14 protein-coding genes and 1 pseudogene are annotated in these 22563 nt (G+C 61.1%); 9 read left to right on the top strand and 6 right to left on the bottom strand.

Annotation, left to right across the window (positions count from 1 at the left end):
- Window positions 1–41 precede the first annotated feature (41 nt).
- Window positions 42–167: a hypothetical protein gene (locus EKN07_RS13100; RefSeq protein WP_276308085.1), complete on the bottom strand. Its 126-nt coding sequence runs from the start codon at window positions 165–167 to the stop codon at window positions 42–44.
- A gap of 496 nt (window positions 168–663) precedes the next feature.
- Between EKN07_RS13100 and EKN07_RS04465 the strand changes: the two genes are divergently transcribed.
- The 6 genes and pseudogenes from EKN07_RS04465 to EKN07_RS04440 form a co-directional block, all read left to right on the top strand.
- Window positions 664–1203, top strand: a complete 540-nt coding sequence (locus tag EKN07_RS04465; RefSeq protein ID WP_108716758.1) for an NUDIX hydrolase — start codon at window positions 664–666, stop codon at window positions 1201–1203.
- Window positions 1204–1234: 31 nt separating this feature from the next.
- Window positions 1235–3691 (top strand): DUF6049 family protein, encoded by a 2457-nt coding sequence (locus EKN07_RS04460; RefSeq protein ID WP_126145735.1) that lies wholly within the window; start codon window positions 1235–1237, stop codon window positions 3689–3691.
- Between the two features lie 23 nt (window positions 3692–3714).
- Complete coding sequence (locus EKN07_RS04455) at window positions 3715–5994, top strand: hypothetical protein (protein ID WP_108716547.1); 2280 nt, start codon at window positions 3715–3717, stop codon at window positions 5992–5994.
- A 257-nt stretch (window positions 5995–6251) separates the two neighbouring features.
- Window positions 6252–7199 carry a thioredoxin-disulfide reductase gene (gene trxB, locus EKN07_RS04450; protein WP_240611287.1) on the top strand — a complete coding sequence of 316 codons (948 nt, stop codon included), beginning with the start codon at window positions 6252–6254 and terminating at the stop codon, window positions 7197–7199.
- Between the two features lie 226 nt (window positions 7200–7425).
- On the top strand, window positions 7426–9147 hold the full coding sequence (locus EKN07_RS04445) for an ATP-binding protein (protein WP_241228136.1): 1722 nt from the start codon (window positions 7426–7428) through the stop codon (window positions 9145–9147).
- 38 nt (window positions 9148–9185) lie between these two features.
- Window positions 9186–9452: pseudogene (locus EKN07_RS04440) on the top strand (FAD-dependent oxidoreductase); the annotation flags it as partial.
- Window positions 9453–9781: 329 nt separating this feature from the next.
- On the opposite strand, the gene EKN07_RS04435 reads toward EKN07_RS04440, so the two are convergent.
- Both EKN07_RS04435 and EKN07_RS04430 read right to left on the bottom strand, forming a co-directional pair.
- Window positions 9782–10972, bottom strand: coding sequence for an MFS transporter (locus tag EKN07_RS04435; RefSeq protein ID WP_126145733.1), 1191 nt, complete (start codon window positions 10970–10972; stop codon window positions 9782–9784).
- Between the two features lie 174 nt (window positions 10973–11146).
- Window positions 11147–11656, bottom strand: coding sequence for a hypothetical protein (locus EKN07_RS04430; RefSeq protein ID WP_108716552.1), 510 nt, complete (start codon window positions 11654–11656; stop codon window positions 11147–11149).
- 63 nt (window positions 11657–11719) lie between these two features.
- Between EKN07_RS04430 and EKN07_RS04425 the strand changes: the two genes are divergently transcribed.
- The gene (locus EKN07_RS04425) at window positions 11720–12184 is read left to right on the top strand and encodes a thioredoxin family protein (protein WP_108716553.1); all 465 of its coding nucleotides are present in this window, start codon (window positions 11720–11722) and stop codon (window positions 12182–12184) included.
- Between the two features lie 658 nt (window positions 12185–12842).
- Window positions 12843–14162 carry a PLP-dependent aminotransferase family protein gene (locus tag EKN07_RS04420; protein WP_108716555.1) on the top strand — a complete coding sequence of 440 codons (1320 nt, stop codon included), beginning with the start codon at window positions 12843–12845 and terminating at the stop codon, window positions 14160–14162.
- A gap of 17 nt (window positions 14163–14179) precedes the next feature.
- On the opposite strand, the gene EKN07_RS12500 is transcribed toward EKN07_RS04420, so the two are convergent.
- Window positions 14180–14320: a hypothetical protein gene (locus tag EKN07_RS12500; RefSeq protein ID WP_164505539.1), complete on the bottom strand. Its 141-nt coding sequence runs from the start codon at window positions 14318–14320 to the stop codon at window positions 14180–14182.
- Between the two features lie 111 nt (window positions 14321–14431).
- Between EKN07_RS12500 and EKN07_RS04415 the strand changes: the two genes are divergently transcribed.
- Complete coding sequence (locus tag EKN07_RS04415) at window positions 14432–15400, top strand: D-alanine--D-alanine ligase (RefSeq protein ID WP_126145732.1); 969 nt, start codon at window positions 14432–14434, stop codon at window positions 15398–15400.
- A 342-nt stretch (window positions 15401–15742) separates the two neighbouring features.
- Here EKN07_RS04415 and EKN07_RS04410 read toward each other — a convergent pair whose 3' ends face one another.
- Together EKN07_RS04410 and EKN07_RS04405 are read right to left on the bottom strand one after the other, a co-directional pair.
- Window positions 15743–17488, bottom strand: coding sequence for a ParB/RepB/Spo0J family partition protein (locus EKN07_RS04410; RefSeq protein ID WP_126145731.1), 1746 nt, complete (start codon window positions 17486–17488; stop codon window positions 15743–15745).
- 11 nt (window positions 17489–17499) lie between these two features.
- Window positions 17500–18453, bottom strand: coding sequence for a ParA family protein (locus tag EKN07_RS04405; RefSeq protein ID WP_164505540.1), 954 nt, complete (start codon window positions 18451–18453; stop codon window positions 17500–17502).
- Between the last annotated feature and the right edge of the window lie 4110 nt (window positions 18454–22563).

The following is a 22563-nucleotide window of genomic DNA, read 5'->3' as shown; positions in this document are numbered from 1 at the left end:
GCGTGCATTGCCCTGTTCGGCTGAGGCCTTTTCTTGATTGGTCACCCCATAAGAGTGCCATGTTCGGCGCCTTCGGGCACATCGGTGGACTGTGAGTTCCCCACATGCTTTCCACCACTGCGGTCGAAGATAGTCACCGTCGCCGGGAGCTGAACTCCCCACGTCATTTCCACACCCCACTGGGTCCGGACATAGCACCGGGCCCGGGAACATCAGCGGGTCCGGACACGCCAGTTGGCCCGGGCGCACACCACCGACCAAATTCATCCAACAGTGACTAAACATGCTCACCCGCCCCAGCACGCCTGACCGCCCGGGCACTCTCCACCGCCCGGCCAGACATACCCCAATATGTACCCGACACGGGCGCGCCTTTCCCTCCACCGGCCTCGCCTGATGCCACCGCCACTTTCATCCCCTGCATCCTCTGGCCTTCATCCCTGGCATCTGCGAAAATGGGTGCAGAAGATCCAGTGGCCGAGTCGGTGCCAACCGTGTGCTCTGGGCGGCAGTTGCTGTACGAGCAAAGACTGCTTCCACCCACCAGCGGTGCTGCGCTCAGCCACCATTACCCGTACCGTTTGTTGCCCAGCATCCGGGACCGCGAACCACACGGCCTGGCTGCGGGAGCAATAGATGGTTGACCGCACTACAGTTGTGAGTATGTCGAGATCAGCGCCACAGCCCTCCGCGCCGGGGGCACATCGTTCTTGGAGGCGTGGCACCGCCGCGCACCAAGCCGCTGACCGGCAGCAGAATCTTCCCGTAGTAAACGAGACCAGTGCCGGTGGTGTCATTATCTCCGTTCAAAATGGCAGGGCCTACACCGCCGTAATCGCACGCCGCAACCGCGGAGGACGTCTCGAATGGTGCCTGCCGAAGGGGCATCTGGAGGGTGATGAGACCGCACAGGAAGCGGCCGTTCGCGAGATTAGTGAGGAGACCGGAATCACCGGCCGGGTGTTACGCCACCTGGCATCCACCGACTACTGGTTTTCCGGTTGTGATCGGCGCGTTCACAAAATCGTGCACCACTTCCTGCTGGAAGCGCTTTCCGGTGAACTGACCACGGAGAACGATCCAGACCACGAAGCCGAGAAGGTGGAATGGGTCCGGTTGGATAAGGTCGCTTCCCGGCTCGCCTACCCCAATGAGAGGCGAATTGTGATGACCGCGCGTAATATTTTGGCTGGGCGTGAGTAATGACCGCAGTTTTCCTGTCTGGATGTGAACGATGAGCAGAACGGTGTCCTTGCTGGTATCTCTCGTTCTTTTTGCTGTCTGTCCTACTCTCGTTAGCCCGGCGGGTGTTCCCACCCCATCCGTGAACTCCTCTCTCAGCCACAGCTTTTCGACGGCGGTACCCGCATCCGCACAACCTGCCACGCGGTCCAACGATGATGACTCGGATTCCATCTCCGCCACAACAGACCCCGCGGCCGCTAATCCGTCGGGAACCACTCCCACGCTTGCCATAACCTCGGTCGGCGAGTCGATTCTTGCACCGGATGACGACCTCTCCATCGAGATCACCCTTTCAAACCCGACGGATGAAGACATCACTCTCGATAGGATCAGCCTCGCGGGACAGCCCGTCGCCCCAAGTACCCGCACACGGTTGCTGGCCTTTCTCAACGACGCAGACGTATTCCTAGAAACGCTCTACGCCGCGGAACTCGACGTCACCGTTCCCGCCCGGCAAAAGGTGATGCTGCCTCTCACCGTTGCTCGCGACTCGACCGGGTGGAGCGGAGACGAAGAGACGTGGGGACCGCACGGTATTGAGGTCGTGGTTGATGGGCCGGGGCTCGATGACGAACTCACCGACCGCAGCTTCGTCGTCGTCGCACCGAACTACGAGGTCACACCAATGCCCACCGGAGTGGTTATTCCCGTCACAGCCTCAACTGCGGAGATGGCAGAGGAACAAACCATATCCCAACGCACCGATGCCGGCTTGATTGCACGCGAGGAGGAAGAGGAAGGCAAGCCCGGCGCGACCGAGACCTCCACCGCGAGCACGGGAGGCAGTACGGTCAGAGCTACGCCCACCGATACGAGTACCGATCCTTCTACGCGAGCGAATACAGCACCGCATAGAATCTCCACCTTACTCACTGCCGACAATATACCCGGCGTCACGACTGTTTTCGATCCCGCGCTCCTTTCGGTCTACGCTGACGACGACGCTCTGACCGCAGCCGTCACCAACCTTGCGACGTCGAACAATTCCGAGGTTATTTTCACCGCTTTCTCCGACCCCGATATGTCCGCCCTCGTACACGGTGAGGACAGCGAGCAAGCCACGTCGGCACATGACACCGCCACAACGATGGCCGAAGAACTTGGCGATGCCATCCGCACCGATATCACTCTGCTGGCACCCGAGCCGGACCAGGAAACTCTTTCCGTGCTGGCCAACGGCGGCACCTCGGCAGTTATTATCGCCGCCGACGAGGTACCAACAAGCGCTTACCGGTACTACACCCCGTCGGCACGCACGTCGATCAATTACGGCGACAGCGACGCAACAGCTTCCGAAGCCGATGCCTCCCCGGACTCCGAGAAGGGGACGGACACGGGAACCGCATCGGAATCGTCCGCCTCGCGCAGCAGCGGCGCAAGTGGTCTCGATGCGCTGGTTGTGGACTCCGCGGCCTCGGCAGCACTGGCGGGAACGCTGGTAGAGGAGGACGAGGTAGCCGGAGCAGATGATTCCGCTGGGGCAATCGACATTCTCGACTCCCGCCAGTTGGTTCTGTCGCTTTCCGCAGTCACATACCGTGAACGCCCCAACGACACTCGGGGCATGGTACTCGCGGTTGATCGCGCGAGTCTGCCGCACTACGGGACGCAGGACCCGGCAACCGCCACCGCGGCTGACCCCGTCGCCACCGAGAATCTACTGGAGACCACACGGGCCCTTATGGGGGCATCGTGGGTGAGTCCGTATACCGTTTCCCAGCTGCTCGAACTCGATAGCAGCTCGGCCGAGCGCCAGGAGCTTCCGGAGCGAGTCCTCGCTACGGGGGAGGCCCGCACTTCCTTCTTCTCCGCCACCGCCAATTCCTATTCGCGCGTCGTCACCATCGCGGCAATGAGCCCTGATCCCTCCATCCTCACCAATCCGGCAGATCTGGCCCGTAGACGTCTGTCCACCCTTGCCTGGCGCAGCGATCCCGCTGGCCGCCAGAATCGGCTCCGCGATCTCACTCGCACCGCTAATGGCTACTTCACAGCGATTTACGCGAATCCGTCGTCCACCATCAACATCATCTCGGAGGCCACCGGAGTACCTCTGCATATTCGCAACGATCTGCCCGTCGACGTCGGCGTGGTCATCCAGCTCGACACTCCCGACGCGCGATTGCGCGCCACCGAAACGGTGGCCGTGACATTAACACCCCATTCGACGACGACGGTGACCGTCCCCGTGCGCGCCTCAGGATCCGGTAATGTACGCGCGGATGTTCGCGTGCTGAACCCGGTGGGTACGCAGGTCGGACCGGTACAGTCCATTGATATTCGCGTGCGCGCGAATTGGGAGAATGTAGGTACGGTTGTAGTGGCAGGTGCGTTCGGAGCAGTTCTTGTTGTTGGGGTCATTCGCTCGCTGCGGCGGGGGCGTCGTTCGGCCCCCGTTCGGCCGGGGAGTTTGCCACGCGTGAGTGCCACTGCCACCACCGGCTGATCAAACGGCTAGGATAGGGCCACGTGGGTGGATTGCCAATTCACCCAGACCGCCCGCTATCCGCTGCGGAGGACGTGCTTGTGAACGAGTTTGCCAAGTCCGGTCAGGTACTTTCCGGCCGTTATCAACTCACTGCGCCCTGCGCTGACCAGCTTCCCTACAACGGAACACAGCTATGGGACGCCGTGGACACGCTCCTTGGGACCAGTGTGCGTGTTCTTGTCCTCGACCCCGCCCTCGACTCCCGCCTTGACGTACTGGATGCTGCACGTCGTTCTGCACTGGTGGAAGACGCGCATATCGTCAAGGTGCTTTCCGCCAGCGAGGACGACAATCTCGGCTATATCGTCACCGAGGTCCCACCCGGTAAGAGTCTCGCCACATGGGTACCCGGTGCGCCTTTCCCTCCCGCCCAAGCACATGCGCTGGTCGGTGAGGCAGCCAGTGCCCTCAACAGTGCACGTGGGCGTGGCCTGAGGCATCTGCAACTCTCGCCGGGGCGCATTCGCGTGGGATCCGCTGGCGAGGTTTATATCGACGGCCTGGGAACCGACGCCGCTTTGGCTGGCATCCGCCCCGATACCTTGGCCGGTATTGACGCTGATCGTGCCGAGGCACGCGGCCTGGTGACCATGTTGGCCGCACTACTCACGGGAGCATCGATTACAGGCAGCGACGATGCCCGTGCCGCGTTGGCAGCAGCAACCGCGAATCAGCAGGTGCCCGAACGACTCCGTGAAATTTGTGCGCGAGAGGCCGGTCGTCACGGGCCGAGTTCGCCCGCCGATCTGGTGCGCGAACTGGCTCCTTGGCCACCCATCGAGCCGTCGCAGTTTCCGACGCCGGTGCACCAGGCACCGGTTACTCCGGCTTCCGCCGGTGCGGCGGGAATGCTGGCCACCGCCGAAGGCGCTGCGACCGCGGCAAGCGCAACCGCTGACAGCGATGCCCCGTCTGCCACAACGGCCGACGCTCCGGCGCGAGTCGCGGATACCCCCGGACCGATGAACGTTCGTTTCCCCGCCACGGGCAGGGAGCAGATGACCGATCCCGAGCTGGGCATTACACCGCAAGCCCCGGTGGCTCTTTCGCCGCAATGGGCAAAACCGGGCCAGTTCGTAGATTCCCAGCCTGCTGCGGACGCCGCCACGGATGGAGGCGATCCGGCGGAGGATGCCGAAGCGGTGCAATACGCCGCCACGGGCCCGGAAGACGGCGCACCCACACAGGTCATCGCCTCCGATACCGAGCATGCGGCGGACGATGCGGCAGCCGTTGCCAGTGGCGAAGATTTGTCTACTGTTTCACCGTCAGAGGAGTCCGAGGCAGCTGCTGCAGCTCACGGTTCCGCCGAGGCGGCCTCCGGCGGCGAGGACACTGCAGCATCTTCCGGCGCGCCTAGGCCTGAGCCGAGCGAAGACATGCTGCCACAGGACGATGCGGATGCCACGCAAATCGCTCCCGCGATACCGCGGGTCGGCTCTTCGGGTAGCAAGGCAGCCGCCGCAGCCGCAAGCTCCACGACATCTGCAGCACCGGCTGCTGCAGGTAAAATCGGCTACGGCGAGACCGGCCGCAGCGAGCAAAAGGATGCGCGGCAGGCCACAACTGAACCCGTCCTCGCCTGGAAGAAGTCCCGCGAGGACACCGCCGAGGAGAAGCGCTACGATCCTTCCAAGGTCGTCGTGCTGGGTGCGGTTATCCTTTTCGTCTTCGCCCTGGCATGGAGTGTAACCACCTTCTTCCGGCCGCCGAGCCCCGTAAATACGACGGATCCAACGATTTCCGCCGAGCCCACGGAGTCGAGCACGGATGAAGAGCCCAGTTCCACGCAGTCCACATCCGACACCGGGAATCTTCCCGCACCCACAATCGCCAATGTCACGCTAGTGAATCCTTACCCAACTGGTTCGGATGCGAACGAGGACAGCCCCACAACAGTTGTTTATGCCTGGGATGGCGATGCCAGCACGTCGTGGCGGTCGTGGTGGTATACCGGCGAACTCTTCGCAAATCTCAAGAGTGGTACGGGTCTGCAGATTACGCTCTCGGAAAAGGCCAGTGTTTCTGCCGTCAATCTGCAGGTCAATGGTTCGGGTGGAAACGTGCAGTGGCGCAGCAACGCCACGCCTGAGAACCCGGATGGTGGCGACCTGGTGACGGAGAGTTCGATGTCATCCACGACGACCCTCACTGCCGACGAGCCGGTGGAGACGGACACGATCTACCTCTGGTTCACCTCGTTGCCAACCGACCCAAGCGGCCAGTACCGCATTGATCTCTCCGAAATCACGGTTGAGTAGCCGTGCAGGTGATCGGGTGACCGTGCAAGTGATCGGATAGCAATCGGGTAGCCGCACCACCGATACATGGCAATGGCACTCGGCCTGCGGACCCATCCCTTTCCAGGGGATCGGCTCAACCCGCAGGTGTGACCAGAGTCGGCGCGCGGCGCCGCTCTGCCCGGGAATAGCAGGGCCTAGCGGAGACGTTCTGCAGGCAGTTCGATGAATGGGATGTAGGGCCGTAAGGCCCCATATTCCGAAACGAGAGGATAACCGTGAGTGAAAACAGCGCCGAAGTGCGCGACGTCGTCGTCGTTGGATCTGGCCCGGCAGGATGGACGGCCGCGACCTACACCGCACGAGCGGGGTTGAAGCCGCTGGTTCTGGCTGGAGAGCTCGAAGCCGGTGGCGCCCTGATGAACACGACAGAGGTCGAGAACTTCCCCGGCTGGCCCGACGGAATTATGGGCCCGGACCTCATGGAGAAAATGCAGGCGCAAGCGGAGAAGTTCGGCGCCGAGGTGGAGTACGAGGATGCCACCGAAGTGGATCTGACCGGCGATATCAAGCGCATCGTCACGGACTCGCAGACTTACCTGGCGCGCACGGTTATTCTTGCTCTCGGCTCCGCTTACAAGAAACTCGGAGTGGAAGGCGAGGTCGATTATTCCGGCAAAGGCGTCTCCTACTGCGCCACCTGCGACGGCTTCTTCTTCAAAGATAAGGAGATTGCTGTGGTTGGCGGAGGGGACTCCGCGGTTACCGAGGCGCTATTCCTCACGCGCTTTGGCTCGAATGTGCACGTCATCCATCGCCGCGACCAATTGCGCGCCTCGAAGGTAATGGCCGACCGACTGCTGGCCAACCCGAAGGTGACAATGCATTGGAACGCGCGCGTTGATGAGCTGAGCGGGGATGGTGCTTCGCTGGCGACGGCCACACTGGTGGATACCGCGACCGGGGAGCGCTCCGAGCTGCCGGTCTCCGGATTGTTCGTCGCCATCGGTCACCAACCACGTTCCGGTATTGTGGCAGGCCAAGTGGAGCTGGACGACGCCGGATACATCGTGGTCGAAGAACCATCAACACGGACCAACCTGCCCGGCGTTTTCGCCTGCGGTGACGTGGTCGACCATACCTACCGGCAGGCAATTACCGCCGCGGGCTCCGGCTGCCGCGCAGCTCTGGATGCCCAAGCGTACCTGGAGAATCTGGCGGGCTAAGAGGACTGGCTCTATAAGCCGACGTTCCTCCCGGACGTGCCACTTCAGGACGATCTGGCGGGCGCCGCGGGCCTGGCCGCCGTAGGGGCGTGTTGGTCGACGATGCCGCGGGGTGGCGCGGGCGCCGCGGGCCAGGCTGCCGTCACTCACGTCACTGACATTCTCACTCTAGTAAGTGAGGGTCTCACTCTAGTAAGTGAGGGTCTCACTAATGTACACTGAGTCTGTGACTGACGAGGAACTTCGGGATCATGTTGCCCGCATTCGTCGGCTGGGTGCGGATGACGCACGAGTCGAGGCGAAGGCTGCGGTTCGAGATATCCCCAAAGGCATCTGGGAGTCCGTGTCCGCATTTGCGAACACTGCGGGTGGCCTGATCATCCTTGGACTCGACGAGAGTCAGAGCTTCGCCCCCGCCAACGGTTTCAATGCCGCAAGGATAGAGAACGCTCTCATTGCTGGCCTGGACAATGCGGAGCGTGCCAACCCTAAGGTTCTACCTGTCCCGCAGTACCAGGTTGACCGTGCTGAGATCGATGGCGCACAGGTTGTCTGGGCTCGTATCGAGCCTCTATCGGCCACCCCGGATCGACCGGCGCCCTGTCACGTCGTTGCGCAGGGCCTGGAGCGGGGAAGCTATAAACGGGTCGGAGATGCGGATAAGCACCTAACCACGTACGAGGTGCACCTCCTGAGGACTCGACACGTAAATGATCATGCCGATCGCACGCCTGTCGACGGGCACACCTTCAACGATCTCGATCCGGATCTGGTAAGCCGCACAATAGAAAGGGTACAGGCAAGCGGCTCGCGTGCACTCGCAGGAGTCGCTCCGGATGATCACGTATCTGCGCTGCAGCGGCTCAATGCGCTTACCGACGACGGTACTCCTACCTTGGCCGGCTACCTGGCCCTCGGCATATACCCACAGCAGGAGTATCCCCAGCTCACGATCGACGTCACCGTTCACCCTGGTATAGCCAAGTCCCAGGACCCCACCGTCAGATTCCTGGACCGTCGCAACTGCGATGGCCCACTGCCGCAGGCGATTGACGATGCCGTCCACACAGTTGTGCGGAACCTGCGCACGCGTCGAATCGTGGAGGGAACTCGAGGCACTGATGTTCCCGAAATCCCGGAGGACGTCCTACGAGAGGCCATCGCTAATGCGGCCATGCACCGCGACTACTCTCACTTTGTCACTGGGCAACAGGTTGCTGTCAACGTGTACGCAGACCGCGTTGAGGTCATCAACCCTGGTGGGTTCTGGGGTGATCGCACCAAGGAGAACGTCACCGATGGTCACTCCGCGTCCCGGAACGGGGACTTGGCCCGCCTGCTCACAGTGGTACCAATGCCCGGCAACCGTTCCACGGTATGCGAGAACCAGGGGTCAGGAGTCATACGCATGGTCAATGAGATGCGTGCTTACGGACTTCCCACTCCTGACTACAGCGCGTCAACGATTGACCATGTTGTCGTCCGTCTTGATCGGTTCGGTCTCATGGATCCGGAGACAGAGGAATGGCTGAGGACGCTGCCCGGGCACTCCGACTTCTCCCGCGACCATGACGCTGCGCTCGCTCTGGCTAGGCGTAACGGCTCCGTGAGCGTGGTAGACCTGCGTGACAACCTGGGACTTGACTCTGACGACTGCCGTTCTGTTTTCGCGCAGCTCGTGGCCGACGGCCTGCTAATAGGGATGAACGACGGTCCGTACACGCTTGCCGATCAGAGCCGTAATGTGGAGGCGACAGGAACGCAATTGGCGGTCCTGGCGGTCCTGAGCGAAGACGAGGCTCTATCCATTCGAGATATAGCAAAGGCTACCGGTAAAACACTCACAGCACTTCGGCCGGTACTGCGGGAACTTGTCGAATCGGGCCTGGTGGTTGCAACGGCTCCACCGACGAGTCGCAGCCGTAAGTACCTTCTCGCCACTTCCTGAGAACTGTTGACAACGTATTTCTGCTGGTGGATACCGCGACCGGGGAGCGCTCCGAGCTGCCGGTCTCCGGATTGTTCGTCGCCATCGGTCACCAACCACGTTCCGGTATTGTGGCAGGCCAAGTGGAGCTGGACGACGCCGGATACATCGTGGTCGAAGAACCATCAACACGGACCAACCTGCCCGGCGTTTTCGCCTGCGGTGACGTGGTCGACCATACCTACCGGCAGGCAATTACCGCCGCGGGCTCCGGCTGCCGCGCAGCTCTGGATGCCCAAGCGTACCTGGAGAATCTGGCCGGGTAGCCGGAGTTAGGCGCGCTCGGCTGAACGGCGGCGCGGTCGGTTCTTGTCAGTCGGACGGTTCTTGTCAGTCGGACGGTTCTTGTCAGTCGGTCGGTTCTTGTCAGTCGGTCAGTCGAGGTCGAGCCACCAACTTCTCGGGAGGGCCCCGAGCACATCGCCCCAAGCTAGACGCGGCTATACCCGATTATGCAGGTTGGCAGCTGTTCAAGCTCCGTGCTTCCTCCCGCCGGTGGATTCGCGCACCACCAATTCGGGCTCAAAAGCCCCGCACTGACCGTCGTTTCTCTTAAACGTGTGCAGTGTGTTTGTTGCGGTACGTCCGGTGTTCATCACTGGCTCACTTGTGTTGTGTCCGTTCGAGGCGTCGGGGCGTAGATTGTGGCAAGAGCGAGAACGACGATCATCGCGGCAAGCCATCGGATTGCGTTGGCGAGTCCGATACTGTCCCACAGCCACCCGAGGAGCGTGTTGGCTACTAGTGCGGCGACTAATCCGATTGATGCGATGGTCGAATACTGCGTGTTTCGCTGACTGTCCGTGAAGGAGAGTTGCTGCCACGCACCCGATGCGGTTAACGTCAGCCCGAGGCCGAATTCTGCAAACAAGTAGCCGACGACGGGGACGGTGACACTACCCGCGGCGAGTCCGCCAGCGATCAGCCCCAGCCCCACAATGGTCTGATTCTTTGGCGAGATCGCAAGGGGCTTGGGCAACCAGGAGCCGAGTGCGGCAGCAGCTGTGAGGCCGATGAGTATCAAGCCGTTGAGTCGAACATCGCCTTGTGGGCTGAGGACTGGTTGCCATGTCACTACTATGACCGTCATTCCTAGACTGCTTGCAGCGCTGGCCAAAACAAGCGGGCGTACAATCGGGCTCAGCACCCACCCGAATGATTCTTTGAGGCTTGACCACACGGTTTGGGGTGACTTGGCCGTGGATTCTCGAAACGCGATGTGGGCGATGCATGCCAGCGTCAGTAATACGCACCCCGCGGCAAACACGATGCTCTTCGTGTCCAAGACAGTTCCGACGACGTAGACCGTTGCCGCTCCAAGGGCAGAGCACAACCAGTGTGCCGTCTGCGTCCAACGCATGAGCGTCTGGATGAGCCGTTCTCGCTGGTCCTGCGCGGTGCGGTTGATCACCAAGGGCGCTATGGTGCCGGACTGGAGCGCCATCCCACAGGTCCACAGAATGAGTGCGGCTAAGGTCACGATGTGAGACGTGGCAGTTGCCAGCAGGATCAAAGAGGATCCCCATACTACGAGGCCTATGCTGAGCAACCGCCTGTGTCCGTATCGGTCTGCCAATGCCCCGCTGGGAGCCTCGAGCACGATGGACAAACCGGTGCTGACCGCGAACATTGTCCCGAGTAGGCTTGGGGAAATCGCTCGTCCAAGCAGCAGCGTGACATAAACCGCACCGAAGAGGAAGTCGGCGAAAGCGACCGCTCCGGACAGCCCGGCGGCAATGTACAACGCTTTCGGTGAACGCGAGTAGAAGGTGCTCGAGTCTGCCATGAGATGAACTCCAAGGTAAAAGGGCTCTTGCCAGGATGCTATGTGGAGTGAGTCATGTGTGCAAGGGGAATTCCGGTTAATCCGAAGTGTCCTGGGTTCTGTTCCTATCTGTTTTTGAGGGGATGGGAATATGCCCAGGAAGTACTTGCCGAGGTTTCGGGAGTGTGCGGCCCTTTAGGCACGTGAAGGAAATGGAATACCGCGTAGGACAAGCATCATGCCCACAAGGAAGACGGTACCAGCGGCTAGGGCCAGAACCGTTCCGACGTTCTTCTTGTCAGGCCGTATCACGGAGAACAGCCGCTTCGTCAATCCGGCGGCAAGGCACGGACCGCCAAGGGTGAAGGCCAACCCGATCGCCGCTGCGGGCTCACCATAGACAACAATAAATGCCACGTACTCCAGAATCATAAAGACTAGGGCGTAGCCGATGATCGCTCTTGACTGCAGAACGTTGCCCACCATATCGAGCACGGTCAGATCGTTAAGAGCCAGGTCCTCTTCACCGACCGTAATCCTCCCGGAGTCCTCGCGCTCCGAACCCTCGGTCTGCCCCGTGCGCTGCGTACCAGTACCACCAGTATCTTCCACGCCACGGTCGCGGCTCGCCGCGTGGCTACGTGCGGTGGCGTCATGCGCCTCGTCCGCGGCGTAATCCCCCTGGCTCGCATCCTTGATCGCCATTGATTCTCACCCCATTTTCAACACCCTATATCCTGCTTGTCTCGACCTGCTTATGATCGAAACATGGGCATCAATCAAGATGTTGGCGCGGGCCAGCAGCCAAACATCGTTCAACATCCAGACGCCATTGAGAGTGTTGACACTAATGAGAGCACGGATTCTGCCCGACACGCAAGCCTTGCCTCAGGTACTTCTCATGCTACCGCCTACACACTGGTCTTCTTCACCGCCGCCTGGTGTGATCCGGCAATTCCCATGCGTGTTATTTTCGATGAGACGTTGCGCGACTTGGCGCGGCTCCGGCCAGCGGCCCAGCTGAGCGGCGTCGTCGTCGATGTTGACGACGAAGAGCACCGGAGGAAAGAGGGCCAGCCTGGAACATCCGCCGTCAGCGATGAACTTCTCGATTCGATCGATATGCTGCCGACGATCATGCTGCTCACCGATGCGGGCGAGCGGGAGCGCTTCGTCGGTCAACTGCCCAAGCTCACGATTCGCGAGCGCCTCCTCGCCATCCTGGATGCGTAACCGGTCTCGGTGTGTAACCAGCCTTCGTGCGTAATCGGCCTCAGTATGTGACCGGCCCGGCGTCTGACCATCCTCATTGTGTAACCGGCCTCCGTGTACAACCGGCCTAGCATCTGACCGTCCCAGTGTGTTAACCATCCTGAATCCGCACGCATCCCGGGCGAATACCCAGCCCGGGGTTCAGAATCGGCCTGAGAGCGCAATCGCTCCGCTTGCTCATCCCCGCCCAGTGCCCCACGACTTGCCTCCATCTGTCCAAATCCCGTCCAAACGACGAGTTCGCGAAAAAGCCATCGCTCGAAATCCGCATGATTCCGCCATTCTTTAAATTGAGACATTCCACTTTTCCATCGTTTGGACGGGATTTTGACACCGAACGTGACACCGAATGCCCCGACAACCGCTCCCACCCTAAGGCCGAATGACCCACACGCCATCCGGCGAGAAACGCGCCACGGCGCGACTTCTGGCACACTTGAGTAGTGGTGTCGCTCCCGAGGGTGCCATCACGCGCGCCGCGATGAAGGCAGCTATGGCGCCACTCCAGTAGTGGTGCTGCTTTCAAAGGCAGCGCAACATAAAGGCAATAGCCGCCACCGCAGGTCTGACAGATCTACGATGAACAGCCACCGGCCCGGACACAGAAAAGGAGTAGGTCATGAGTACCACAGGGCAGACGAACACTCAGAATCACGCTGGGGAAAGTCGCGCTGCCGCAGCAGGCACGCGCCTTGATCCTTGGTACAACGCCTACGCCGACCGTGCCCTGGGCATGAAACAGTCCGAGGTGCGCTCCCTCTTCGCCGTCGCCAACCGGCCCGAAGTCGTTTCCCTCGCCGGCGGAATGCCCAATATCGTCGGATTGCCGCTGGACTTCCTCGCCGATATGTCCGCCCGCATTATCCGCGAGCGCGGCACGAAGCTCCTGCAATACAGCGGCGGGCAGGGTGAAGAAGAACTTCGGGAAATGATTGCCGACGTAATGCGGCCCGACGGCGTGCGCGGCCATCCGGATGACATTACCGTCACTACCGGGTCGCAGCAGGCCCTCGACCTGATCTCAGAGATCTTCCTGAACCCCGGCGACGTCGTCCTGGCGGAGGCGCCGTCGTATGTGGGAGCGCTCGGCACTTTCCGCGCCTATCAGGCCAATATTGTGCACGTCGCCATTGATGAGAACGGGCTTATCCCCGAGGCGCTTGAGGAAACCATGCGTGAACTCGAGGCGCAGGGTAAGCCTATGAAATTCCTCTACGTCATCCCGAATTTCCACAACCCGGCGGGGGTGTGCCTCTCGGCGGAGCGTAGGCCGCAGATCGTGGATATTTGCCGACGCCACCATGTGCTCATCGTGGAGGACAATCCGTACGGCCTGCTTGGATTCGCCGGCGACCCACTTCCCGCGCTGTATAGCTACAATCCCGATGGCGTCGTTTATCTGGGCACCTTCTCCAAAACCTTCGCCCCCGGTTATCGGGTGGGATGGGCGTTGGCGCCCACTGCGGTGACGTCTCGCCTCGTTCTTGCCAATGAAAACGCTGTGCTGTGCCCCTCTACCTTTAGCCAGCTCTCGATTGCCGAGTACTTGCGCACCTACGACTGGTACCAGCAGGTCAAGGAGTACCGGGAGATGTATCATGAGCGCGGGCAAGCCATGCAACGTGCGCTGAGTACGCATCTGCCCATGTGCTCGTGGACGGAACCCGAAGGCGGCTTCTACACCTGGGTGAAGCTCCCCGAAGGTCTTGATGCACAGGCCATGCTGCCTCGCGCGGTGAAGAACTTGGTCGCCTATGTGTCCGGCACGGCGTTCTACGCCAACGGCGAGGGGCATGATCATATGCGCCTCTCCTTCTGCTATCCGACGCCGGAGCAGATTGAGGAAGGCGTTCGGCGCCTCGCCCTTGTCATCGAAGGTGAACGAGAACTGGTCGATATGTTCGGCATTCAAGGCCGACGTGAACAACAGGGCGCGTGAACCATGGTCGCAGAGGATTACCGCCTAGCCGCTGACCCAATGATCAGTTCAGCCATTGCGGCGTGTCCTGGTGTCGCTGCGGTGTCCTCTGCGGTCACATCGAGACGTCCCGCCGCCACGCCGACATGCCCTGCCGCCGCGATTATCTTCACCGGCACTAGGCAATTTCCCACCTCCACGGCTGTCCGCAGCCGCCACGTCCATCTTTCCGGCGAACCTGCAGTTGGCAGGCCGAACGATCCGCACCAACTCAACCAAGGAAGGTTCTTATGACCCAGCCATTGACCGTCGCCATCCTCGCCGGCGGGCTAACCCATGAGCGCGAGGTCTCCATGCATTCTGGGCGCCGTGTGGCCGCCGTACTGCGCGAAGCCGGCGTGCAGGTCAAACTGCTCGACGTCGACAGTACACTGCTGCAACGTCTCGAATCGATGTCACCCGATGTTGTCTGGCCACTTGTGCATGGCTCCACCGGTGAGGACGGCTCGCTGCAAAACCTCCTTGAGCTGGTTGGTGTTCCATACGTGGGCAGCGACCCGATGGGCTGCCGCCTGGCGTCCGACAAGGCCGTGGCCTCATCCATTCTCGGCAAGGCAGGACTGCAGGTGCCCGACTCGGTAGATATTCCGCAGGCGCTGTTCCGGGACGTGGGTGTTAATCCCATGCTCGATCTGCTTGGAGAGCGTTTCGGATTCCCGTTGGTCGTCAAGCCGTCACAGGGAGGATCTGGACTCGGGGTCACCATCGTCGAATCCGCCGCGCAGCTTCCGCGAGCCATGGTGGATTGCTTCGCCTACGGGGAGAATGCACATATCGAGCAGTACGTCAGCGGCCGGGAAGTGGCCGTGGCGGTGATCGACGTCGCCGATGGCGATGCGGAAGGGCCGCAGGCGCTGCCCGCCGTCGAGATTGTGACCGACGGTCTGTACGACTACGACGCCCGTTACAACGCGGGCCGCGTGGAGTATTTCGTACCGGCACGTCTTTCCGACGACGACGCCCGGACCGTGGGTGGCGCGGCCGAGACCGTCCATTCGACGCTCGGGTTGCGTGACTATTCACGCACCGACATCATCTTCGATGGTGAGACACCGTGGATCCTCGATGTTAATGTTGCGCCGGGTATGACGGAGACTTCGCTGTTCCCGCAGGCAGTTGCCGCGGCCGCCAAGCAGGAGGGGACCACCGTGGACAGCTTTTACCTCCGCATCCTGGAGACAGCCGCCAAGCGCATTTGATGGTCATGGTTGACGGCCGGGTGTGACGGTCGGGGTGTGACGGTCGACGTTCTGACTTCGCGGGTGTGTTTGATGGTCAGGGGTATTGGCCCGGCGAATTTGGCCATACCACCGCGTAACGGGCCGTACCGTTTAGGGTGTCCGACGCCCCGGTGTAGCCCTGGCACGTCTGACTGCTTGGGTAGATCCCGGTCTAGCTCTGGCGTATCTAACTGCCTAGGGCACCGCAACCCCGCGTGGCGTGGCACTAGCACATCGCGTTGCTTCGCGTATCTAGCGCGCAGCAAAATAACGCCCGGCGGAGACTCTTTGATCGCCCGGCGCATCCAACCGTCGGCACATCTAATCGATTGTGTAGTGCTCCGGCGCGGTTAGTTCAACGCCACTATCTGCCGCACTGTAAGCACCTGGGGCGCCGTCAAGCTCCGCGGCACCCTGGCCGCCTCTCTCCACACCGTCGACGGTGCGAGTATCTTCCACATCCGTGGCATACACGCCTGCGGCCCGTGGCTGCGCACCTGCCGCTCCCGCCTGTGCCCCCGCACCCGCTGCGTCGGTGTCCGCCGCATCGTTAGCCGCCGCATCGCGCGGCAAAACGCCGTCGTCGCCGGGAGCCATCACCACAAGAATTCGGTTGAGGTCCTCAATCGATGCAAACTCAATGCGGATCGTTCCCTTGCGCTGACCCATATCGACCTTGACACGCGTATCAAAGCGATCAGCGAGCCTACTGGAGAGTTCTCCAAGTTCCGGCGCATAACGCTTGGCGCGGCCGCGTGACCGGCTCGGAGTGGCGACGGGCTCATCGCCGAGTGCAACGATCTCCTCGACCTGCCGCACCGAGAGGCCTTCCGCCACGATGCGCTGTGCCAACCGCTCCATGGCGGCCGGATCGGCCAATCCGAGGAGTGCTCGCGCGTGTCCGGCTGAGAGTACTTGCGCGGCGACTCGACGTTGCACCAAAGGCGGCAGCTTGAGCAGACGCAGGGTATTAGAGATCTGCGGGCGAGAGCGCGCGATCCGGCGTGACAATTCTTCTTGCGTGCAGTTGAAGTCGTCCAGGAGCTGCTGATATGCGGCGGCCTCTTCCAAGGGGTTGAGCTGCACACGGTGCAGATTCTCCAGCAGCGCGTCGCGGAGCAGGTCTTCATCTGCCGTATCGCGCACAATGGCCGGGACGTTATCGAGCCCGGCGAGCTCGGTGGCGCGCCAACGTCGCTCGCCCATAATCAACTCGTACCGAGCCTGCGGCGCATTCTCGACCGGTTCAATCAAGCGCCGAACGATAATCGGCTGGAGAACGCCTACCTCTTTGATGGAATCGGCCAGTTCGGAAAGCTCATCCTCGTCGAACACCGTACGCGGTTGCCGTGTATTGGGGATGATCTGCTCAACGGGGAGCTCGGCGAATGTCGCGCCAGGCACCGCGACGAGCGCCTCGTTATCGTCTATTGGGGAGGCATCGGCTGTTGGGGAGCCGCCCTCCGTGAAGGAGGTGTCATCCGTCAAAAAGGCGTCGGCGGTCGAGGGGGTGTCTTCTGCCGGGGAGCCGCCCTCTGTCGAAGAAGCGTAATCGGTCAAGGAGGCGTCATCGATCAAGGAGGAGTCTTCTGCCGAGAAGGCACCGTCGGGCAGGTAGCTGGCAGCGTCGGGTGCGGTGCTGGTGGCTGGGGTTTCCTTGTTCGTTCCTTTGGTCTTTTCGGTTCCAGCAGTCTTTTCGGTTCCAGCAGTCTTTTCGGTTCCAGCAGTCTTTTCGGTTCCGGTGGTCTTTTCGGTTCCGGTGGTCTTTTCGGCCCCGGTGGTCCGCTTGCCTCGGGCAGCCTTCTTGCCCCCGCTGCTCGCCGAAGGGGTGGGCGCCCCACTATCAGAGAGCGTTGCGCCGACATCGGATGTCTCCTCAGTATTCTGCGCCGTTGGGTTGCTCGCCCCGGCCTCGTTACTCTGGGCCGACTTACCGCCACCTACGCCTTCGGCGCGCGGCACACGCGAACCGAAGAAGACATCGATCGGCCGATCCTTATTCTCCTGCTGCTCCTCAGGAATTAATGCTCCAATGCCACGCCCCAGGCCACGCCGTCGTTCCGCCATCGATTTCCTCCTCATTCAGCCCGTTCTGCCAGTTCTTGCGCAGCGGCAAGGTAGGCGATCGCCCCGCTTGATCTGGGTGCGTAGGTAATAACAGTCTCGCCGTAGGAAGGCGACTCAGCGATTCGCACTGATCGCGGAATCTCCGTGTCTAAGGTCTGCGTCGGGAAGAATTCCCGCACATTCGCCGCGACCTCGCTGCTGAGATTCGTACTCTTGGCGTACATGGTCAGCAGAATCGTACTCACTGTGAGATCCGGGTTCGCAGTGGTTCGCGCCGACTCAATTGTGCGCAGCAGTTGCGTAAGTCCTTCCAACGCGTAGTACTCGCATTGCACCGGAATCAGCACCTCGTTCGCGGCCACCAAGGCATTGATCGGCAGTAAAGACATGGAAGGAGGGCAGTCGATCAGCACATAGTCAATGTGTCGGTTGATCTCGTCCAGCGTGAGCAGCGCTTCCTGGATCGCATTACGCAGACGTACTTGCCGGTCAGGCGCGTCGGCGAGCTCCATGTCAATTAATGACAGCTTCAACGACGACGGCGCAACGTACAAGTTAGGTACCTGCTCCACCTGCTGCAAGATCGACACAAGTGAGTGTTCTCCCCGGAGAACCTCGTAAAGAGAGGGGCGTTCCTCGATGTTCGTAAGCCCAAGAGCTGTAGAGGCATTGCTCTGCGGATCATCATCAATAACCAGCACCTGCAGCCCGCCACTCGCCAGCGCGACGGCGAGATTTACCGCCGTCGTCGTCTTTCCGACGCCGCCCTTTTGGTTGGCAACCGAGATGATTCGAGTATGCGTCGGCTTCTTAAAACGTGTTGACGAGACCTTCTCCAGGCGCCTCATATCGTCGACGAGGCCAGAGGCCAGAGGTGAGTCGTCGCTAGCAAAGCGGTCCAGGCTCGTGCCTGAAGCGGAGGCACTTGACCGAGCGCTTGCGGCCTTCTTTCGCGGATCGCTCATATCACCATCCTTAGTCGTGCACCTAAGTCTACCTAGTAGCTGCGAGCGAGTGCTCTTCCACTACACAGCCACAGCGAAAGTGCTACACGACCCCGGCGAAAATGACGGTAGAGATCCTCATCGTGAAACCGGCCGGACCCGGACGTACGCGCCGCGTGCGGATGTTTGCACATGGATTCTGCCAGTTCGTGTGACGGGGGCAGTTCGTGTGACGGGGGCAGTTCGTGTGACGGGGGCAGTTCGTGTGACGGGGGCAGTTCGTGTGACGGGGGCAGTTCGTGTGACGGGGCGGGGCATCTGCACGGGTGGGTTTCTCCCGCTGGCGGGGCGAACTTTCGCGCCATTCAAGTCGAAAGTAGCCACGCGCTGCGACAGGGCAGCCATCTCACTTCACCGGAATCGGTACGCCTCCTCGTAAGGGGTATCGGGTAGCGCAAGCCCTTGAGGCGTGATTCCGTCGAACACGTGCCATGCGAGCAGTCGCAGCCTGTCGTACTTAGTGCGTTGGCGTGTGGCCTGGTTTGGCGTGTGGTCCGGCTTGGGATCAACTGTAGCTTGGTGTGCGGTCTGGCTTGGCGCCGCCTCCGGCTTGGCACGCGCTCTCGCTTCAATCACACGACACTATCAAAGCGCGTGATTATCATACAGTTTATTTCGCGTCCTCGGGCGATGAGATGTGTTGGCTACCATCAAACAGTAGGAAATGCTCACTACTGCCGAACAAACAGGTCGGGCCCGTAGACCACTCCGCAATCCACAATTCCAACCTATCCGTTCCGATGTAACAACGGACCAGCGGTTGGGTAGAGCAGCACCTTGACGACGTGTCATTATATCAATATCGTATGGCGCGTGCTTACACCCGACCGACGCACGGCGAGTTGGGCATGGCTTCCAATGTGGCACCTCTTTCCCATATCACTCAAACTACGCCTACCACCGCCGAGAGATTACTCGCCGACAGTGAGTCATTCGCCGTCCCACTCAGACTACATTGTCCGGACAAGCCGCCAATCGCAGGCAAAGCTCGTCACCGTTTCGCTCGAACGGCCCGCATTCGGAGCAGTCGATGCCTGTGCCGCCGAGGCGGGCCGATTCACTTGCGAGCAAGCCTCGGGTGGCGACCTGCGCAGTATGGCGTTGACCTCGCGTTCACGCGCGAGGCTCAAGCATGCGATTGGGAGGTGCCCACCAGGAATTGTCTAGGCCGACGTACTGGCGAAGATCCAATGCCGCAGCGGACATCGCCCTCATGCACTGCAACGCCGTTTGAAAGCATTTCTCTGTCCGTCGTTTCACGCGAAACAGGTAGAGTCTCGCGTTATCGCCTTCTATCGATGCAGTAGGGAACGGCACCTCCCTGTCGTGGCGAAACGGTCCTGCAACGGACACTCCATGATGTTTCACGCGAATTGGCGCCTGACGAGTTCCGTGGCAATCCCCGCAACCAGCAGATGTGTTTCACGTGAAACGGGTAGGGGCTCGCCTCGTCGCCATTTACAAGCGCTCACTTGTCCACCTGGCACCACGTCCGACTCCCGCACCAAGATCTGCTAGCGACCTGATGTGTTTCACGTGAAACGGCGCGAGTCCAGCCATGTCGTTGTTTGCGATCATCGCCATGTCTGCCTCACGGAAGCACGCCCATACAACGAGCCTGGGTCGTGCCGGGCCGCTCAGCGGTCTCGATATGTACCCGTAGTCACCTCGCGCAAGGTTCACACGGTCTGAGTCTGCCCGCCGCTCAGCTTCGCTGCGCTTTGATTCCCAGCCAAATCGATTGTGACATCTGTCCCGTTTCGCGTGCCCCGAGCCACGTTGGAGAGCCGACTCGGTCAGGAGCATCGCGTTCTCCACGCATGCCGCTGCGTTTGACACCAACAAGCAGGCTCCGGCACGCCATTGATCTCGCTCTCCCCGGACCGCTTTCTATCGACACCCCGCCTGCATTTCCCCGAGTCCGAAAGGTCAATTCAACTGGCATGGCGAGCCTAGTAGTCGTGTGAACACTAGACATCGCAACAGGTTGTCTATTCCGGAGGCATGGCGACCCCGGCCGCCACTACTGATGCCGCATTGCCAAGTTCTTCTCTTCACGCCAGGCACTCCCCACCAACGGTTAGACGCGTAACACGCACGTCACCCCACTAGGGAAGGGCTCTGCCGCACAACGTGTAAGCGTCAAGTGGTGTCGCACTTCGTGCGGCGAACAGCAGTGTCGACGCATGGAAAGCGTGGTCGGAAGACCACACTCCGATCATCGGTGCCGAAGTCGTCCGATGACACGATGTTTCATGTGAAACAACACCGCGCCCGTTGCAGCGACTCACCCCGGCTCCTCGTAGACGTATTCACGTCGCCACCGGGCGTAGATACCCGGTCGTCCGCGACGGCGAAGTCTTCCACTCGCGCCCTCGACTCGCGCCACCACCAGCGCCAGGACGCGCTTGAGACGGTCAGCCCAGGCGACACCTCTCGCCACGCAAAGTCCCGTCTGCGTTGACCGAAGCACCGTTGTCGTATGCTGCAGTCACCGCGCAGGCCTCAATCCGAGAGGGAGAGCCCTGCCAACAAGCTGCATCCGCAAGCTCAAGCGGTCCCCGCGTTACGAAGCCGCGTTCGGGGCAAACCGTGCAATGGTGCACTGTATTTCGGCTGCAGTACCACGCCGTCGCACCTCGCCGCTGAGGCAAGTCTTGTCGCTCTCCAAAAGCATAGACTCTTACCATTAGCGGCACCCGCCTCCTGCGCGTAGCGCTGCTATCCGCAGCGACTGCCCATCACGGCAATCTCGCAATCGCGCCTGGATCGATCATCCGTTTCACGTGAAACGCACACAGAGAATGAGCGCGGGGACTGGTTCGGTCCAGTCGGCATTTCACCTGAAACACGTCGCGCATAGGCTCGCACTGGCTTGACGGTCCGACCGAGCCGTCGTTTCACGTGAAACACTCGCCGACCGCAATCAAGAGCTCGCACTGGAGAGACGACTCTCACGTCGCGACGAATATGCACGCTGACTCCTGATATCGCCCGTGTAGCCCAGCCCCTTCTCTGCAGGGATCGAGCACGAATGCGCCTTCTGCACCGATGTCCGCCGCGCAGCCCATTCTCCTGCCTGTCTACCTCTTCACACGTTACAGGGTCGCAAGTCCGCAACGAACAGCGATTGCGGAACAGCTCCCGTCGACGAGACTCGTGCCAGACGACCTGGCTCCCGCGACCTCCCTGCGCCTCACTGACGCCGCTCCGACCGGCGTTTCATTTGCCTTGAGTCATCCACAGCTCATACGGCTACCGCCGCTAACCCTTGCGCACACCAGCACACTCATGGGGGGAGTGCGGAGCTCGTTCTGCCGCAATTACGTCCTGGTTCAGGTCAGCCAACCACGTGGAGAGTGCGGCACTCTGCTCCCGACGCTTTCCACTGTGCAAGAGCACCCACCTGGCCCCCAGCATTTTCTTCCCCCATCCCACGTTTTCCACTCTCGAGCCACCGCGCAAACGCGCCGCTGCACGCTGACTGGGCCGCCAACCCCAAGTCATCGCCACTGGCCTCTCCCGTGTCGGGACCACGCGTGCTTCTCCGTGCCGAGAATTGGCGAGTATGTCTACTAGGAACGAAAGGCGTGGTCCATCTGCCGCACCCGGTATGCTTCCTGCCGGAAGCAGTCCATGTCTTCTCCTTGCCCCATCGGCACTACGCTACTCCTGCCACCTTCTCGACGAAATGTGGTCGTGCGGCCGACTTCTGTTAGCCGAGTAACTCCGAACGCCACGCACCCGGACCCAACTCGGCCGTCAGCACCGCGCCCATAAGTCCCATGGCCGGAGCCCGCATGGGTCATCTAACAGCACGCCGCATACGTATCCCAAGCCGGAGCCTGCGGCCTTCCAAGCACACACCGTTTCACGTGAAACGGTGTGTGCCTCCCGCACGCCGCAGCTACCACAATGCCACATGTTCCTTGGTCCCTCGGTGCGAGAACCTGCTCCGTCGCTTCGCCAAGGCGTGCAACCGACAATAGCAGGCTCCGAGATTCGCCCAGCCGCTCCGGCATTACCATGACAAGCGGGGATCAGTCTTTAGACCGTCCATTCCTCCCAAGG

Source organism: Actinobaculum sp. 352 (assembly GCF_003957265.1).
GTDB lineage: Bacteria > Actinomycetota > Actinomycetes > Actinomycetales > Actinomycetaceae > Asp313.
The sequence above is the reverse complement of the archived record's forward strand: the minus strand, read 5'-3'. Positions and strand labels throughout refer to the sequence as shown.

What these genes read in the sequence shown, in the direction of transcription:
- EKN07_RS04415 (WP_126145732.1), top strand. Translation starts at nt 14,432, where the DNA reads ATGACCCAGCCATTGACCGTCGCCATCCTCGCCGGCGGGCTAACCCAT.
- EKN07_RS13100 (WP_276308085.1), bottom strand. Translation starts at nt 167, where the DNA reads ATGACGTGGGGAGTTCAGCTCCCGGCGACGGTGACTATCTTCGACCGC.
- EKN07_RS04410 (WP_126145731.1), bottom strand. Translation starts at nt 17,488, where the DNA reads ATGGCGGAACGACGGCGTGGCCTGGGGCGTGGCATTGGAGCATTAATT.
- EKN07_RS04420 (WP_108716555.1), top strand. Translation starts at nt 12,843, where the DNA reads ATGAGTACCACAGGGCAGACGAACACTCAGAATCACGCTGGGGAAAGT.
- EKN07_RS04465 (WP_108716758.1), top strand. Translation starts at nt 664, where the DNA reads ATGTCGAGATCAGCGCCACAGCCCTCCGCGCCGGGGGCACATCGTTCT.
- EKN07_RS04430 (WP_108716552.1), bottom strand. Translation starts at nt 11,656, where the DNA reads ATGGCGATCAAGGATGCGAGCCAGGGGGATTACGCCGCGGACGAGGCG.
- EKN07_RS04460 (WP_126145735.1), top strand. Translation starts at nt 1,235, where the DNA reads ATGAGCAGAACGGTGTCCTTGCTGGTATCTCTCGTTCTTTTTGCTGTC.
- EKN07_RS04435 (WP_126145733.1), bottom strand. Translation starts at nt 10,972, where the DNA reads ATGGCAGACTCGAGCACCTTCTACTCGCGTTCACCGAAAGCGTTGTAC.
- EKN07_RS04425 (WP_108716553.1), top strand. Translation starts at nt 11,720, where the DNA reads ATGGGCATCAATCAAGATGTTGGCGCGGGCCAGCAGCCAAACATCGTT.
- EKN07_RS04405 (WP_164505540.1), bottom strand. Translation starts at nt 18,453, where the DNA reads ATGAGCGATCCGCGAAAGAAGGCCGCAAGCGCTCGGTCAAGTGCCTCC.